The sequence below is a fragment of the Streptomyces sp. 17_S59 genome (assembly GCF_056930295.1).
The window spans coordinates 33,031-48,768 of sequence record NZ_JBXOWD010000001.1 but is presented as its reverse complement, the minus strand read 5'-3'; the positions used below and the strand labels follow the sequence as shown (position 1 = coordinate 48,768).

Here is a 15,738-nt window from a genome sequence, read left to right as displayed (position 1 = left end):
GCTCACAAGGGCGGCGGTGCGGGAGCAAGACGGAGGCAGAAAATGCCGCGCTCGGTCACCAGTCCGACAGTCTCCTCATCGATGATGGTGAGAGACCTGACAGTCGCACCGATATGGGCTTGGGACAGCAGCCGGCCGGATCCGGCCTCCACGAGGAGAAGACTCCCGGCACTCGTGCACACGAGCGCGGCACCGCGCCCTGAGACCGTGGTGAGCGCGAGGTGCGTGATGTGCTGAGGCTGCGATGGCTGCCAATGCCACTTGACCGAAGCGTCCAGCACGGAATGGACATTGACTCGGCCCATCCGGTCCGCGTAACCCACGACGGGTGTCCCGTTCCACGCTGCCAAGTCGTGTGCATAGGAGATGAAGGGGACCCCGCCGACATTGAGGGACGCGTCCATGCCGGCACCGACATGGATGCTCCCGAGCGGATCGAAGTCCGGCAGCTCGAACACCTTGATGGCCTGCTCTCGGTGGTCCACCGCGGAGAGCAGTGCCCGCTGTCCCATGGCCAGCGTTCGGGGGCCCGAGTAGAAGACGTCGCGCAGACGTCCTTCAAGGATGCCGTCGAGATTCCAAGCCGAGAGGTCCCGGGCCGAGCCGCCGATGACCAGCGGTCGTCCGTCCACCGAGGTCACTTGCATGGTGAGAACGGGTCTGAGAAGTCCGCCTCTCAGACGGACGCGGCGAGGCATAGGGCCGTCGTACACCCACACCCAGTGCAGATTGCGCCGTCGCCGTAGACAGCGATACGCGACGATCGGCACTCCCGGAGCCCCGCAGTACTGCTTGTCCCCCAGCGGGTCTCTGCGACCGACGACGGACTCCACGTGTCCCGAGGCCGGGTCGAGCAGCCGGATCGGATCGAGGTAGTCGCACAGCGCCAAGACGGATCTACCGGCAACACTTCCGACGACCAGGTCGGCCGTTGCATTGTCGGCGCTGTCGGACCTTTCCTCTCCGGCGTCATTCTCCCCCTCCAAGGGAAGGTCCCGTACTTGGACGGACCGCCCATTCGCCTGCCAGCTCAGGAGGGCGTGCTGGGCTGTATCGGTGGAGACCACAGTGAGGGCCGACGCCCGCACACCGGCCCCGACCACATTGGTCGTACGGCCTGCGGCGTCCACCACTTCCACTCGCGAGCCCAAAGAACGCACACAATAGGCTCCGCGATCCGTCATCGTCAGTGTGGTGGCCCCGAGGCCCCGGCGATGGCACCACTCCGTCACCTCTCCCCGCCGGACGACCACTCGCCCCCGGCCGGTGACCCGGGGGAGGGTCGCCGAGGACACGAGGATCCGGCCTCGGCGTACGGCCAGCGCCGTTACCTTATTGCCCGTCAGCCGGTACTGCGTCTCACGACAGACCTGCCAGCCTTGCCCCGGGTCCACGCACCATGTTGCGAGTTCGGCGACATCCGAGAACCTGTGACTCTGGTGCACCCCCACGGCCGCGGCCACAATCAGACGGCCTTTGTCCACCCCCATGGCCAGCTGTTGCGGATGCCGCAGGCCACGCCACAGAACTTCATCAGAACCCCTGCCCCACTGTTCCGTCTCGGAGGTACGCACCCGGGATGTCAACAGGGACAGGACGGAACCGGTGCGTGCGTCGACCAATTGGACTGCCCCGTCGGTTCCCAGGAGCCCGATCACACAGGTGTCGTCGATCTCGGCGAGCGCGCAGTGTGCTGCTCTTGTCGCCACAGGCATTCCCAGCCGACGCTGCGTCCGGGCGTCGATGACCTCGATGGTGCTGTCCCAGCCGTCAGCGTGACCGGAGTGGACGAGTAGCCAGGGGGCGGGCGTCTCGTCGCAGGAGGCGAGCGCAAGGACATGGGCCGAGGCCGGGGCGGACAGTTGCCCACGATGACTTCCCGTGTCGAAGTCCCACAGCTCGAGCCGACCGGTGAATTCGGCGGTGGCCACTACGCTCGCGCCGGCAACGTCCAGAAGTTCGGCCCCTCTCAGCGAAGCCGAGAAGGCGCCAATGGCCCGAAACGGATAGGGCTTCTTGGGCACATCGGCCCACAGCGTGTCCCACGGAAGCTCGGAGAACTGCCGCCTTACTGCTTCGGCGAGCACATGTGCACCGGACTGCATAGCAGAGAGCCGCAGTTGAGCCGCCCGTGCCGCGGGATCGTGTTCTTCCTGTAGCACGGGTGCACACTGCTCGTACGCCGCACGGGCCGCTTCCGCATCAGAGGTCCGGACACGCGCCAATGCCCGATGGAGCGCCGAAGGCTCGGCCGCCAGTAGGTAGGACGGATCAAGGGCAAGCTCGTCGAAGAGCGCGGTGCCCGCGGCGTGGCTGGCGAGATGTGCCCGGATGTACGGGTCCGCGTCCTGCCACGCATAGGTGCCGCTCACGGGACCGACCGGCACCACCGCCAGCAGCGCCGCAGCAATGCGACCGGCCGTGTCCGGCCCTGCGGTGGACCGCAGTTCGTCTGCGTACGACTCGTGGTAAAGGCGATAGACGGAGCGGGGCTCGCCGTCAGGGCCCGTGTCCCGGTCCTCGATGATGTGCGCACCCGCCGATTCGAGAATCCAGCGGATGTCCTCGTTGGTCACTTCGTCGCCGGTGAACGCAGTGGCGATCGCGCGCCACACCCTGCCGGTCGGGAGACCGGTTCCTTCGGCGTGGGCCAGTGCCGTGAGCAGAGCCCGGCCACGGGACTCGCGGTCACTCAACTGCTCGTTCAGGGCCCAGCGGAAGGCTGGGCCAGCCGATCGCCTGGAGATCGTACTCAGCTCGGGGAGATCCTTCTCCCAGCCCGGCACGGTCGTATCGATCGGCAGTCGTCGGTGCGCGAGCGACCGCGAGACAAGGCGGGCGACGAGGTAGTTGCCGTCGGCGCGTGCCGAGATGGCCCGGGCAACCGGCTCCGCCCCGGCTTCGGTATAGACACCGGCACTGCCCGGTCCGTCGGGGACCACCAGCAGCCGACCCGCGTAATCGGCGATGTCCCGCTCACCGGTCCAGCGCGGCTCGTCGAGGTCGAGGCAGGCGAACCGCCCACCCAGCGAATCGCGTACGTGCGGGCGGGTTCCGACCAGCAGCCGCACACAGGGAAGCTGCGCGAGGGGAGCGAGCAGATCTGCGGCAATGCGATCAGGCTCACTGTCGCCGCCCGCAGTACCCGCTTCGTCGAGGGCGTCGATGACCAGGATCAGGGGTTCGGCACGGTCCGCGAGGGCGGCCACGAGCCGCGCGGGGTCGGTCTCGGTCAGGCCCACCGCGTCGGCGATGCCTGCGGTCACCTCGTCCAGCAGCTTGTGCCGCGCGTGCACGGCGGCGTGTACGCGCTGCCGAGGCAGGCGCGCGTCCGGGGCGACGTCCGGCAGCGTCGCTCGCAGCGCCGGGTCGGCGAGCAGCACGAGCCTGCCGAGGAGCGAGGACTTGCCGACTCCGCCGTGCCCCGTCACGATCGCGCAGCGCCCGAGCAGCTGCGACCGGCCGTCCAGCCAGTCGGTCAGCTCGGCCAGGGCTGCCGTGCGTCCGGTGAAGTAGGAGTCCGTGGCTCCCGTGTGGGCGTCGGTGCCGCGGCCGCGCGGCCCGAAGTGGGTGAGCAGCTCCTCACGGCGCCGACGCCCCTCCGCGCTGACCCAGGTCCGCCGCTCGTCGAGATCCATGACCTCGTCGGGCATGTCCGGGGTGTAGCGGGGGTTGGGAATGAACGAGAAGCCCTCGCCGCTCGGCAGCTGGCCCCAGGTGACGTGCTGGTACGGGCTGTGCACGGCGAGGACGTCGTTGACCCGCTCCACGACCTGCTCCAAGTAGAACTTGGGCTGGTTGTGCCCGCCCAGCGACAGGTCGTCGAGCACCGTGCGGAGGGCGTGGGTGAAGGCCCCGTCCTCCGCCAGTTCATGCGATCTGGCAGCTGCGATCACCGAGAAAGCAATGAGTTGGTGTTCGTCGGCACCGCGGGTGGTGCTGAGCCGGGTGCCGAGGTCCCTGGCCAGAGTGCGTGCGGCGTCGACTCCTCCCTGCCCTGCATAACAGGTGTCGACGATCAGCAGGAGTCGCTGGATGCCGCTCTCGGTGACGATCCGGACGATGTCCTCGGTGGCCAGGGCGGTACCGGCGAGCCGGTCACTGCGGCTGTCCCGGCACATGAGGTAGTGGCGTTCGTGATCACGGTCTCCGTGCCCGCTGTAGTAAAGGACAAGAGCGTCGTCCGCGCGGTCCTCGGCAGCGGTCCAGTCGGACAGCCCGGAACGGAAGTTCGCACATGTCTCGTCCAGGAGCCGACGCCCGGTCGTATAGCCGAGTCTTCCGAAGACGTCGCTGATGATGTCGATGTCCGCGCGCACCCCTGGCAGCTGCGCGTGGTGGTCGTAACGCGCCGTGCCACTCACCACGAGCGTGCGGCGTACCGGATCCGGTGCCGTCCGGGTCATGAGGATGCTGCCTGCAGGCCCTGGGCGATCGCTGCTCCGGTTTCCACGGCGGTGAGGTGGGGCTCGATGGCGTGCGTCTGCCGGCCGTTGTCGACGAGCAGGTCTGTCACCGCATGCTCCTCGTCCCCGAAGAGCGGAGCCAAGCGCTTGGCGAGGGCGACGACGTCGTGCCGATCGCAGAGGTTGGTCCAGGCCCGTACACCGCCCGGCCAGCTTCCCCTGCCCGAGCGCGGTACGGGCAGCAGGCGATCGAAGACCAGATTCGGTATCCCCAGCGGTGAGCCGAGGGTGACCAAGGCACGGACCGGCCACTCGGGGTGAGCGCACAACGCCTCATAGGCGACGACCGATCCAAGGGAGTGGCCGACGACGACGCGCGTGTCCGCAGTGACCGCGGCGGCGATCTCCGCCTGGACGCGTTCACGGACCCCGGACGAGGTCAGGTAGGCGCGGACCTGCTTCAGCACTCCGATGAGGAGCCGGTCGGCCGTGCGCGCGAAGCAGCGGGAGCGGCTGAGGGCGTGCAGAGCCCGCTGCACACTCTGCGGCGTGGCCGCCTTGCTGCTCCCGCTCGCCGTGGGCGGCGGCACCCGATCCGGCTCGATGCGATGGGCCTCCGCCCACCAGGCGAGGAGCAGTTCGACCTCGAACGGGTCCGTCACATCCCGGTGGGTGTACGCGGGCTCGCCCTTGGCGGGACCCGTACCCGGCGGACGGAACAGGTGCCCGTAGAAGGCGACACGGATGCTGTCGGCCTTCACGTCGGGCACACCGGCGAGGCTCAGCCCGTCCAGGAGCGCGGCGGATACCGAGGTATGCAGCGAGTTCGCCCCCGAGTACTGCTTTCCAATGCCGTGCACGACAACGATCTCGGCCATCGTCCCCTCCCCGTCCGGTGGCTGTGATCGTACTCGTCGGCACTGCGCCCGGAACGGTGTCGCTGAGCACAATGGATCAAGGTGCCGCTCGCGGCAGCCCCGCCTCCCCGGGAATGCACCGCGGGCCTCCTACCGTGACTGCGACGGACCGAGCCGCTCGGACGGGACTACGCGGAGGTGCCCGCTGCCATGGGAGAAGTGACGTCGTACGCGCAGGGAACGCCCTGCTGGGTGGAGCTGTCGACGAGGGACATGGCCACCGCGCGGGCGTTCTACGGCCCGCTCCTGGGATGGGACTTCATCGAGGGCCCGCCCGAGACCCACGGCTACACCATGGCGATCGTCGACGGCAAGAAGGTCGCCGGCCTGTTCCGGCCGGGCGCCGAACACGGCGACGTCCCGGTCGCCTGGACCCCCTACCTGGCCGTCGACGACGCGGACGCCACCGCCGACGCCGTCCTCGCCAACGGCGGTCGGCTGCTGCTGGGAGTCATGGACGTGCTGGGCGAGGGCCGCATGTGGGTCGCGTCCGACCCTGCGGGCGCGGTCTTCGGCGCCTGGGAAGCGGGCCGCCACCACGGCGCGGAACTCGTCGATGCGCCCGGCGCCATGGTGTGGCACGAACTGGCGAGCCGCGATGTGGCCGCCGCCCGGCCGTTCTACTCGGCGGTGTTCGGCGTGGAGTTCGGCGAGCCGATGTCCCCCGACTTCGACTACCGCGTCTTCCGCTCCGGCGACACGGACGCAGGCGGCTCCCTGCCCCTGAGCCCCGGCGTGCCCGCCGAGGTGCCCTCGCACTGGAACGTGTACTTCGCGGTCCGCGACACCGACGCCGCAGTGGAGACGCTGAAGGAGCACGGCGGCATGGTCCTGCACGGCCCGGACGACACGCCCTACGGGAGGGTGACGTCGTGCCGGGACCCGGAGGGCGCGAAGTTCGTGTTGCTGAGCCGGCCCGGGGAGGCGGAGTAGCGGCTATGCGGCTGCCGACGCGCCTCAGGCTCCGGCAGCCTGCGCGATGAGCAGGTGACGGGGGCCGCGCAGGACGGGGCTGCTCCGGTACTCGGGCGGATCCTCGACCAGGCACAGGCTGTCGAGGCGGTCGATGAGCGCGGCGAGAGCGATCTGAGTTTCCAGACGGGCCAGGGGCGCACCGAAGCAGCTGTGGACGCCGCTGCCGAAGCCGAAGTGCTGGTTGTCCTGCCGCGTGAGGTCGAAGCGGTCGGGGCCGGGGAAGCGCAGGGGGTCGCGATTGCCGGAGGCGAGGACGAGGATCAGGGGCATGCCCTTGGGAATGGTGACTCCGGCGACCTCGATGTCAGCCAGCGGGGTGCGCTGGGGCAGGAACTGAACGGGCGGTTCGAAACGGAGCAGTTCCTCCACGGCGCGGGGCATCAACTCGGGCTCGGCGCGGAGCCGTTTGAGAGCTTCGGGGTTGCGGAGCAGGGTGAGCATGCCGTTGGTGATGAGGTTGACGGTGGTCTCGTGCCCGGCGATCAGCAGCAGGACGGTGGTGACCATCAGTTCCTGCTGTGTGAGCCTGCCCTCCGGGCTGTCCTCGTTGGCGAGGGCGGAGAGCATGTCGTCGGTGGGACGACTGCGCCGCTTCTCGGCGAGTTCGCCGAGGTACAGGCCCATTGTCATCCGGGCCTCCTGGGCGGCGCGCCGACGCGGTCCCGGGTCCTCTCCGGGAGTGAAGTCGAGTCCGGTGACGACCGTGTCGGCCCAGGCGTGGACCTGGGGGATGTCCTCGGACGGCACGCCGAGCAGGTCGCAGATGACGGTGACGGGCAGCGGGAAGGCGAAGTCCTCGACGAGGTCGAAGCGTTCCTTGTCCCGGAGCCCGTCCGCCAGCTCTCCGGCGATGCGGGTGATGTCGCCGCGCAGCGCATCGACGCGACCGGGGGAGTGGGGCGGTCCGAAGGGCCGCATGGCCAGGCGCCGGAGCCGGTCGTGCTCGGGGTCGTCGCGCCCGATGAAGGCGGGCGGCAGCCCCTCCGCGGGCTGGAGGTCGGGGTCGGGCTCGGCCCGGTTGCGCACGTCGGAGCTGACGCGCGGGTCGTGGAGCAGTGCGGCGATCTCGTGGTACGTCCCCACCAGGAATTTTCCGTCCTCCTGCCGGGCGACGCCGTGCTCGCGGAGTTCGGCGTAGAGGGGGTACGGGTCGGCGCGGTTGGCGTAGTCGGTGATGCGGCGGAAGAGGGTCTCGGAGGACATGCGGGGTTCCTTCGGGGAGCGGGGCCGGCGACGACCGGCCGGAGCAGGGTCGGACGGCGGACCGCGACCTGCATCCGCGGGCCCGTCCGTTCTTCTCCCAGGGCCACCGGCATTTCAGTCGTACCACTCGCCGAGGATCAGCGCCGCTGATGTTGCTCCGACCGGGCAGGACGCGGAGCCACCGCACGGCACGACCTGTACGGCATCGGCGTCGGGCGCCGGGGCGTGCGCGCCGGGGCAGGGATCGGTGCACGTGCCTCGGCCCGTCCGGCCGGACCTTTGCAGCGAGCGGCCGCATCATCGCCACGGCCGAGCTGAGCTGTCTGGCCTTGGGCAGGTTTCACGGCAAGGAAGTGCTGCACTATGCGGACGGCGGCTCCACGGTCATCGTCTACGAGCGTGAGCTGTCGGTCAGAGCGGGGTCCGCGGTGGTCGACGTCCTCACCGGCAAGGTCGTCGAGGGAAGAGGCAAGGGCGGCACCGTGGTCAAGACCATCCCGCTCCTGGCGGACAGGCTGCCCACGGAGTGCCTGACACCGGGAGGGCTGCCCCACACCTCGGGGGCGGGCGAGATGCTGTTCAGACCATGACGGGAACCGCACTGGTCTCCCGCCGGCCTTTCATCGCGGCGCCAGGCCCGTCCGGCCGCCGTGCAGGTCGTACAGGACGTCGACCTTGGTGAAGGCGGGAAGACCGGCGAGGATCACGGGCTGCGGCTGCCTGCCGTAGCTGAGCAACGGGGTGCTCAGTGCGTTCATCGGCTGTTTCGCGAGGGCGTCCTGGGCAGGCATCTGGTACGTCCAGGTCCAGTCGGCCGACGTGACGGTGAGGGTGACCAGCTGGCCGAAGGTGTTCACGACGCCGCCCGGCAGCAGCGCGTCAGGAGCCGGGCCGGCCGGTCGGGGTGCCTCCAGGTCGAGAGTGGGGGTGCCGGTGTCGAAGACCACGGGGGCGCACTCGTTCCTCAGGACGCCGGTCACCGCCAGGCATGCCTGCATGGGGGCGGGGTCCCAGAAGGTGAGCGTGGTCGGAGCGGCGCCGGGCCGGGGCACGACGGTGGCGGACTGCTTCAGGCTGACGGTCTTGAACCGGTCCAGGGTCCTCCGGTTCGCGTTGAGGATCAGCTCGGGGCGGCGTTCGTCGAAGTGGACGATGAACGTGCCGTTGCGGGTGAGCCCGGCCATGGGGTTGGCGCAGCAGCCGCGGACGCCCTGATCGCGTTCGGCCATGCCGATGCCGAGGATGCCGTCGAAGACCCCGCCGAACTCCTCGGGCTGCCCGCCGTGGCCGGCCTCGCAGTCGGGGACCTGGTCGATGCAGCCGAGGGAGTCGACGAGCAGGATGGTCTGGTTGTCGGCGGTGACGTCGCCGAGGCGGACGGTGGCCCGGGCCTCCCGTCCACTGATCTTCAGGCCGCTGAGGTAACTGCTGCTGCCGGTGATGCCGGTGGGAGTGGCGTTGGCGTCTCCGACCGCCGAGGCGAGCACCTTCAACCCGGTGGAACCGGTGTCCACCAGGACGTTCAGATCCCGGGCCCCCACGCGGACGGTGGCCTGCAGACGGGGTTCGGCGAGCTTTCCGTTGGCGCTGCCTGCCGGAAGATAGTGCAGCGGCACCTTCGTCCCGCCCGCATCGGACGTCTCCGGCCCGCTGCAGCCCGCTGACGCCAATAGGCCGAGGAGAGCCGCTCCGATGGCGAGGCCCACCCGCCGTGGTCGACGGCGAGGTGAAACCAGGGACATGGGGGCTCCAGAATCCGGCGGTGAAGAGGGCACTGTCGCCGACAGGATCGCCGGGGCACGAAGGGCGTGTCTTCCGGAGGCGTCCATATGGGGTGGCCTCCAAGCTGGTTCCCCTCGTGATCTCCGGCCCGTTTCCCCCTTCCGTGGGACAATGCCTGAAGTCAAGAATCACGGCATGTCCTTGACATCCTTCGACAAAACCCCGGTCACGCCTGTACGCCGGCTCGGCGCCCTGGTGCTGGCCGGGGTGCTCGCCTGCGCGATGCTTCTGGTCGGCGGCGGGCCCGCGGCCGCCGCCGACCCCGACACCCACCGCCTGGCCACCTGGAACATGCAGGTCGGTTCCACCCGTTGGGCGGGCGTGCGGACACTGTCGCGCACCTTCGACGTCGTGGCCCTCCAGGAGGTGCCCGGAGCCGCGCCCGGCGGCTCGCATCTGCTCGGCCAGAACGGCAACATCCGCTCGTACCTGTGGGACATCGGCAGCGGACAGTTCCGCTACCTGCACATCCTCAACCAGCGCTCCCGCAACCTCGGCATCGTCACGTCGTTCTTCCCGGACTCCGTCCACGAGCTGACCGGCGGCTACCGCTCGGCACTCGCGGCGGTGCGCCGCGAGGACCGGACCGTCTACGCCTCCGTACACGCGGCGTCCAACGGCGGGCGGCGCAACGACGCGGCCGCCCTCATCCGCCGGGTCGCCGGGTACGCGACCAACAACGCCCTCGCGAACTGGGTCGTGCTCGGCGACTTCAACCGTTCCCCGCAGGACGTCGCCAACGACGGCGTGCCGCAGAACACCCGGATCTACAACAGCGGGCAGGCCACCCAGCAGAGCGGCAACGAGCTGGACTACGCGGCCTCCAACATCAACACGCAGAACTGGCACGCAGCCGTGAACCCCAACTACGGCAGCGACCACTGGCCCGTCGGCTTCTCCACCCTGCGCGCCTCCGGGAGCCCCCGGGACCTGACCATCCACGCGGACAACAGTGACCGGCTCCTGGACGTCTACAACGGCCGGACCGGCAACGGCAGCCATGTGATCATCTACCACGCCAACGGCGCCGGCAACCAGCGCTGGCGCCTGCTGCCCGTGGGTCGCCCCGGCGAATCCGGGCAGCCGCTGTACCGCATCCAGAGCGTCAGCAGCGGCAAGTGCCTGGACGTCGACCGGGGTCAGAAGAGCAACAACGGCGACTACATGAACATCTGGGACTGCCACGGCCCCAACGGCGAGCCCGACCCGGGCGGCTACCAGCGCGACACCCAGGACTTCACCCTGGAGCACCCCGACTGGCGCTTCCCCAACCTCACCGTGCTGCGCGACAACGGCACCGGCCGGGTCGTCAACGTCGACCACAACCGCACGGGTGACGGGACCTGGCTGATCCAGTGGCCGTACCAGCGGAACTCCGACGGCACCCCGGCCATCAACGAGAGCTTCTACCTCCACCCCCGTTTCTGACCCCGCCCCGTACGCCCCCGGCGCCGACCGCTTCCCCGGGGCCGGCGCCGGGGCCCGGAGGGCCGGGCAGGTTCGTCCAGCGCCCCGGAACGGACATCGTCAGGCCGCCGCGTCAGCGGGATGGGCCGGCCGTATCTGAGGTCGGCGGGGGAGCCGGGCGGCGGCACCGATCCGGCAGGGCGGCGGCACGAGCGATCTCAGCGACGGCACGACGGCGGCCCTGGACCAGCGGCAGCAGGTCCACCGGCCAGCCGAGCGACTCCGACAACGGGCTGACCCGAGGGAACAGGGCAGCACGCCCGTAGGGACGGGGACTGGATTGCGGGTGGGTGCTCACGTCCTCTTCCGTGTGATCAACCGACTCGAACGGCATCGGATCCGGCCGACTGCCTCCAGACGGGGAGGTGGCTCCGTCCCCACCAACCGGAGGGGGCTACGGGGACGCACTCGACCGCTCCTCACCGCTACCACGATCTTCTGCCTGTGCGGCGGCGACCCGCTCCAGGCTCTGCCAGTGACCGCGCAGCTCCCCGACGACCTCGGCCAGACTCCGGCAGTACCGGTACGCGCTTTCCAGCCCGTCACCCGGGCACCCGTATTGCGCCCGGTATGTGGCCTCATCAGCGCTGTCCTCAGCGGCGACGCGATCCCGGTGGTCTTTCGGCAGCAGCTCCTGGGCGGTGCCCTTGACCTTCCCGGCCCAGTTGTCGATGTACCGGCGGAGCTTCAGCGTCGCCGACTCCACGACGCTGGCCGGCGGCGACATGGGGGCGTCAAGAATCAGGTCGATGACAGCCTCGAGACCCTCCTCCGACCGGCGACGAGAGTTCGGCAGAGGGGCGCGGTGTCCTCCATTGGTCATAGCTGTACCAGGCCAGACAGGCATGACGAAGTGGTCTCCTTAGGGGCCGCGCGGCGCGCAGCGTGGGGGGCGGGGCTCAATGCGGCAGCACCGGGCGGTAGCGACGTGCCGGCCAGAACCACCAAGCGCCCGAGATGGCCTGAACCCTCCTGCTGCCCGACGTGTGGAGCGCCATACGGCGGGCATCACGACAGCAGGAATCGAACACAGCGTCAGGCATCCGGAGCTGGGCGTCCGGTTCCGATGACCAGTATCTGGGCAGGCCCCTATGCTCAACCACGTCCAGGACTTGACGATGTGAACCGTCACATGGGGGATACAACCATGCCTGCCCCGAAGCCACTTGATCCGCATCAAACGCGTGTGGCCGAGCTCGGGGCTGTCGTCCGTGAGTACCGAGAGCGCAAAGGCTGGACTCAGCCGGAACTCGCCAAGGCCATCGCGATGACCTACTCGACCGTCTCCAAGTACGAGCACGGTGCCAACGTCCCCGACCGTGACACCGCCCGTCGCATTGACGACGCCCTCGGGGCCCGCGGGGTCATCTTCAGGCTGCGGGATGACCTCGATGATGCCCCTGAGGCGAAACTGATTCAGCGGGCCTTCAGATGCGAGTCGCAGGCGATCAAGATCCGCCAGGCGGACGGCGTGATCCCTGCTTTGCTCCAGACTCCGGAGTACGAACGAGCGATCATTGAGCAGAACGTCCCCTTCTACGGGGGCAGCGTGGAAGACAAGCTCAAGCACCGTGCGCTTCGGCATAACATCATGAAGCGCCCCAGCCCGCCTGTGTTCTCCGCCGTTCTCACCGAGGCTGCCCTGTACTCGGTCGTCGGCAGCCACTCGATCATGAGGCACCAGCTGCTGACCTTGATCGACATGTCGCAGCAGACGGGAGTCGACGTCAGGATTGCGCCGTTCTCCGGCGACGCCGGCTTCGTTCAGATGATGGGCGAATTCTCGATCATGGACCGTCCTGCGGGCGGTTCGGTCGTGTATGTGTCGTCAGGGATTCGCGGTGTTCTCGTCACCAGGCCTTCGACCGTGGACGGGTACATCGCCATCTATGATCAACTACACGCCAGGGCGCTCGACGCCGAGGCATCAAGGACGCTGATTCGTAAGGTAGTTAGGGAGATGTATCCGTGCGCACCGCTAAGTTCGACTTGTCCATAGCTACCTGGCGAAAGAGCAGCCACAGCCAGAGCAGTGGTGGATGCATCGAGATCGCCGAGCAGTATCCCGCCGTGATGCCGGTGCGGGACTCCAAGGACCCCGGCCGTGCGCCGATCGTCGTTTCGCGCGCGGCCTGGTCCTCGTTCGTGACCGCGGTAGCCGAGACGGACGGCAAGCTGTCGGTCTGAACCTGTTCCCCCGGCCATCCGAACGGCCCAAAAAGTCGCAGCGGAGACCGGGAACGCCGAGTGATCATGGGTACGTGTCCTTCACCGTGATCGCCGGTGGCGATGTCCTGATCCATCCTCCGCTGATCGAGCAGGCCGCCCGGGATGCCAGGGCGGCCGGTGGCCAGGGGCTCGACTTCGGGCCGATGCTGGCCGGGCTGAGGCCGGCCGTGTCCCGGGCCGATCTGGCGATCTGCCATCTCGAGACACCTCTCGCGCCGGCCGGGGGACCGTTCACGGGTTTCCCGAGCTTCGCCGCCCCGCCGCAGATCGCCACGGCCTTGGCGGACGTGGGGTTCCACAGCTGCTCGACAGCGTCCAACCACACGCTCGACCAGGGCGAAGTCGGTGTGCGGCGGACCCTGGACGCCCTGGACGCGGCCGGCCTGCGGCACACCGGCTCGGCACGGAGCCGGGCGGAGGCGGACCGGCCGAACATCATCGAGGTCAGAGGCGTCCCGGTCGCACACCTGTCCTATAGCTACGGCTTCGGCGTCCGACTCCGGCCGGCGGACAGGCCATGGCTGGCCAACCTGGTCGGTGAACGCGTCTTCGACGAGGCCCGCCGGGCTCGCCGCGCGGGCGCCGAGGTGGTGATCCTCAGCATGCACTGGGGACGGGAGCACCGGCACGAACCCAGCCCGCGCCAGCTTGCCCGGGCTGTGGAACTGACGGCCGGTTCGTCGGTCGACGTGATCCTCGGCCACCACGCCCACGCGGTCCAGCCGTTCGAACGGATCAACGGCACCTGGGTGGTCTACGGCCACGGCAATCTCCTTGCCCGGCACCGTGTTCCACGAGGCACCAGCGAGGAGGGTCTGCTGTCCTGGTTCCGGTTCGTCCGGGCCGACGGCTCCTGGCGGGTCCGGCGCCTGGGTTTCATTCCCACGCTCATCGACCTGACCGGGCCCGTCCGCGCCGTCGTCCTGCCCGCCCCACTGGCCGACCCCGGTCACCCGCCCGATCACCGGAGCCGCTACGAGCGGGCGTACCACCGGACACGGACCGTCGCCCTGTGCCGCGGCGCGGGCCCGATCGATCTGACGGCCGCTGTCCAGCAGCGCGTTCGCCGAACTGCAAACTCCCGCTGATCTGCAGTTGTTTCGCATCTCATGTGTTGCGGCGTGTTTCCGATGACCCAACAGGTCAGGACGGCAGCCGTCCCAGTCCCCTGCCCGGCAGCCCACCGAAAGGCGGCCCGTCCTTGGTGACCGCCTTCGCGGTCTCGCCGACGGCCTCGCCCGCCGAGCCCGCCGCACGGCCGCTGAGCTGCTGGGCCGCGGACGTCGACGCCTTCACCGCCGTGCCTCCCGTCCGTCCGGCCGCCGGTACCGCCTTCCCGAGCACCCTGCTGCCGGTGCCGCCGACCACCTTCGTCGTCTTCTGGGCGGCCTCGTCCACCGCCGTGCCCAGGCTGCCGGGATCGAGCGCGGTCACTCCTTTCAGATCGAGCCCTCTCGGCAGTTCGGCCGCATGGGCGGCCGACCCCGGGCCGGCAGCGCCCACGCCCATGGCCGCCATGGCCATGGCGGCTGTCGCAAGGACTCGTCGCATCAGGACTCCTTCAATCGTCGGCCGACCGTCGGCCCGTCGTCGGCGGGAAGATCCGGCATCTCCACGACAGAGAACGAGCCGACGGCACCTCCGGATACGTCCGGACAAGTCGCCGCATCGCGCGCCGCCGCATCACCCGGTCATTCGCCCGATCGGACCCTCCGCAGGGCGCGTGGCACACGCCCCCGGCGGTGCCAGCGCCGAGTGCCGGTAGTCCTTCGGGGCGATGCGGTACGCGGTGCGGAAGGCGCGGCTGAAGTCCGCCGGGTGCGTGAAGCCCCAGCGCGTGGCGATCGCGTGGATGGGGGTGTTGTGCTGGAGGGGGTCGGCCAGGTCGCGGCGGCAGCGTTCGAGGCGCTGGGCGCGGGTCCAGGCGGCGACCGTGCTGTCCTGCTGCTGGAAGAGGCGGTGGAGGTAGCGGACGGAGATGTGGTGGGCGGCCGCGATCTTCTCCGGGGTCAGCAGGGGGTCGCGCAGGTGCAGCTGGATGTACGCCTGGATGCGCAGGAGCAGGGCCCGCCGGCCGGTGGCGGGGCGTACGGCCGGGTCGGTACCGGCGGTCTCGGCGGTCTCGGCGGCCCCCGCCTCCAGTTCGTACGTGAGCAGAGCCGTGAGCAGGTCGAGCAGGACGGCCCCCAGGCGGGCCGCGTCGGACGGCCGCAGCTCGCCGGTGTCCGCGACGAGCCCGGTGAGGAATCCCGCGAGCAGGGAGCCGATCCCCGCCCGGGCCGACAGGGGCCTGGCCACCAGCCCGTCCACCTCGGTCGGCCGCAGCGGCAGCAGCGTCCGCGGGACGCGGACCTCCAGGCCGCCGGTCCCGCCGCGCGCGGTGACCGCCCACGCGCGAAAGGGGCGCGAGGCCGTGCACAGGGCGAACTCGGCACGGCCGATGACGACCTCGCGGCCGTCCTGGAGCACTCCCCACTCGCCGCGCAGGGGCAGCAGAAGGTGGTACAGCCCGGCGGCCGGGGGCCGCACCGCGCCCGGTGTCTCCGCCTGCCGGGACGACGGGACACGGGTCGCGGTCATCGACAGCGCCCCCAGGAACACCCTGGCCCCGGGAGCCCGGACGTCTGCCTCGATCATCGATCCCCCATGACGATCCCCCGTGAGCTGACGGCGTCTTCGGCCGGCCGTGGACCGGGCACGCTCCCGCCGCGGCACGCGTCCGGGCAGTGCCCGCAGGGCACTTCGGGCGTTGCCGTCGG

General features: G+C 69.8%; 13 protein-coding genes. 6 read left to right on the top strand and 7 right to left on the bottom strand.

Annotated features, from left to right (window positions below; genetic code table 11):
* Positions 1 to 2 precede the first annotated feature (2 nt).
* Positions 3 to 4,406 carry a caspase family protein gene (locus AC1Z4A_RS00205; RefSeq protein WP_483675752.1) on the bottom strand — a complete coding sequence of 1,468 codons (4,404 nt, stop codon included), beginning with the start codon at positions 4,404 to 4,406 and terminating at the stop codon, positions 3 to 5.
* Positions 4,403 to 5,284: an alpha/beta fold hydrolase gene (locus tag AC1Z4A_RS00200; RefSeq protein WP_483675751.1), complete on the bottom strand. Its 882-nt coding sequence runs from the start codon at positions 5,282 to 5,284 to the stop codon at positions 4,403 to 4,405. Before AC1Z4A_RS00200 ends, AC1Z4A_RS00205 begins: the two co-directional genes overlap by 4 nt.
* A 189-nt stretch (positions 5,285 to 5,473) precedes the next feature.
* Between AC1Z4A_RS00200 and AC1Z4A_RS00195 the strand changes: the two genes are divergently transcribed.
* On the top strand, positions 5,474 to 6,256 hold the full coding sequence (locus AC1Z4A_RS00195; protein ID WP_483675750.1) for a VOC family protein: 783 nt from the start codon (positions 5,474 to 5,476) through the stop codon (positions 6,254 to 6,256).
* A 24-nt stretch (positions 6,257 to 6,280) separates the two neighbouring features.
* Here AC1Z4A_RS00195 and AC1Z4A_RS00190 read toward each other — a convergent pair whose 3' ends face one another.
* Positions 6,281 to 7,501 carry a cytochrome P450 gene (locus AC1Z4A_RS00190; RefSeq protein ID WP_483675749.1) on the bottom strand — a complete coding sequence of 407 codons (1,221 nt, stop codon included), beginning with the start codon at positions 7,499 to 7,501 and terminating at the stop codon, positions 6,281 to 6,283.
* Positions 7,502 to 7,830: 329 nt separating this feature from the next.
* Between AC1Z4A_RS00190 and AC1Z4A_RS00185 the strand changes: the two genes are divergently transcribed.
* Positions 7,831 to 8,091: a hypothetical protein gene (locus AC1Z4A_RS00185; protein ID WP_483675748.1), complete on the top strand. Its 261-nt coding sequence runs from the start codon at positions 7,831 to 7,833 to the stop codon at positions 8,089 to 8,091.
* Positions 8,092 to 8,121: 30 nt separating this feature from the next.
* Here the strand turns inward: AC1Z4A_RS00185 and AC1Z4A_RS00180 are convergent, their stop codons facing one another.
* Positions 8,122 to 9,117: a DUF3443 family protein gene (locus AC1Z4A_RS00180; RefSeq protein WP_483675747.1), complete on the bottom strand. Its 996-nt coding sequence runs from the start codon at positions 9,115 to 9,117 to the stop codon at positions 8,122 to 8,124.
* A 301-nt stretch (positions 9,118 to 9,418) separates the two neighbouring features.
* Here AC1Z4A_RS00180 and AC1Z4A_RS00175 point away from each other — a divergent pair, with 301 nt between their 5' ends.
* On the top strand, positions 9,419 to 10,711 hold the full coding sequence (locus AC1Z4A_RS00175) for an RICIN domain-containing protein (RefSeq protein WP_483675746.1): 1,293 nt from the start codon (positions 9,419 to 9,421) through the stop codon (positions 10,709 to 10,711).
* A gap of 433 nt (positions 10,712 to 11,144) precedes the next feature.
* Here the strand turns inward: AC1Z4A_RS00175 and AC1Z4A_RS00170 are convergent, their stop codons facing one another.
* Complete coding sequence (locus AC1Z4A_RS00170) at positions 11,145 to 11,573, bottom strand: DUF6415 family natural product biosynthesis protein (protein ID WP_483675745.1); 429 nt, start codon at positions 11,571 to 11,573, stop codon at positions 11,145 to 11,147.
* A gap of 363 nt (positions 11,574 to 11,936) precedes the next feature.
* On the opposite strand from AC1Z4A_RS00170, the gene AC1Z4A_RS00165 reads away from it, so the two are divergent.
* The 3 genes from AC1Z4A_RS00165 (at position 11,937) to AC1Z4A_RS00155 (ending at position 14,067) form a co-directional block, all read left to right on the top strand.
* On the top strand, positions 11,937 to 12,749 hold the full coding sequence (locus tag AC1Z4A_RS00165; RefSeq protein ID WP_483675744.1) for a helix-turn-helix domain-containing protein: 813 nt from the start codon (positions 11,937 to 11,939) through the stop codon (positions 12,747 to 12,749).
* Positions 12,719 to 12,937, top strand: coding sequence for a DUF397 domain-containing protein (locus AC1Z4A_RS00160; RefSeq protein ID WP_483675743.1), 219 nt, complete (start codon positions 12,719 to 12,721; stop codon positions 12,935 to 12,937). The genes AC1Z4A_RS00165 and AC1Z4A_RS00160 overlap by 31 nt, the downstream gene beginning before the upstream one ends.
* Before the next feature lie 74 nt (positions 12,938 to 13,011).
* Positions 13,012 to 14,067: a CapA family protein gene (locus AC1Z4A_RS00155; RefSeq protein ID WP_483675742.1), complete on the top strand. Its 1,056-nt coding sequence runs from the start codon at positions 13,012 to 13,014 to the stop codon at positions 14,065 to 14,067.
* 55 nt (positions 14,068 to 14,122) lie between these two features.
* Here the strand turns inward: AC1Z4A_RS00155 and AC1Z4A_RS00150 are convergent, their stop codons facing one another.
* Both AC1Z4A_RS00150 and AC1Z4A_RS00145 read right to left on the bottom strand, forming a co-directional pair.
* Positions 14,123 to 14,530 carry an ATP-binding protein gene (locus tag AC1Z4A_RS00150; protein ID WP_483675741.1) on the bottom strand — a complete coding sequence of 136 codons (408 nt, stop codon included), beginning with the start codon at positions 14,528 to 14,530 and terminating at the stop codon, positions 14,123 to 14,125.
* Positions 14,531 to 14,662: 132 nt separating this feature from the next.
* Positions 14,663 to 15,616 carry an AraC-like ligand-binding domain-containing protein gene (locus AC1Z4A_RS00145; protein ID WP_483675740.1) on the bottom strand — a complete coding sequence of 318 codons (954 nt, stop codon included), beginning with the start codon at positions 15,614 to 15,616 and terminating at the stop codon, positions 14,663 to 14,665.
* Positions 15,617 to 15,738 lie beyond the last annotated feature (122 nt).

Bases quoted from the DNA above. Each gene is read 5' to 3' on its own strand.
- AC1Z4A_RS00205 (WP_483675752.1), bottom strand. From the start codon at position 4,406: ATGACCCGGACGGCACCGGATCCGGTACGCCGCACGCTCGTGGTGAGT.
- AC1Z4A_RS00200 (WP_483675751.1), bottom strand. From the start codon at position 5,284: ATGGCCGAGATCGTTGTCGTGCACGGCATTGGAAAGCAGTACTCGGGG.
- AC1Z4A_RS00195 (WP_483675750.1), top strand. From the start codon at position 5,474: ATGGGAGAAGTGACGTCGTACGCGCAGGGAACGCCCTGCTGGGTGGAG.
- AC1Z4A_RS00190 (WP_483675749.1), bottom strand. From the start codon at position 7,501: ATGTCCTCCGAGACCCTCTTCCGCCGCATCACCGACTACGCCAACCGC.
- AC1Z4A_RS00175 (WP_483675746.1), top strand. From the start codon at position 9,419: ATGTCCTTGACATCCTTCGACAAAACCCCGGTCACGCCTGTACGCCGG.
- AC1Z4A_RS00170 (WP_483675745.1), bottom strand. From the start codon at position 11,573: ATGACCAATGGAGGACACCGCGCCCCTCTGCCGAACTCTCGTCGCCGG.
- AC1Z4A_RS00150 (WP_483675741.1), bottom strand. From the start codon at position 14,530: ATGCGACGAGTCCTTGCGACAGCCGCCATGGCCATGGCGGCCATGGGC.
- AC1Z4A_RS00145 (WP_483675740.1), bottom strand. From the start codon at position 15,616: ATGATCGAGGCAGACGTCCGGGCTCCCGGGGCCAGGGTGTTCCTGGGG.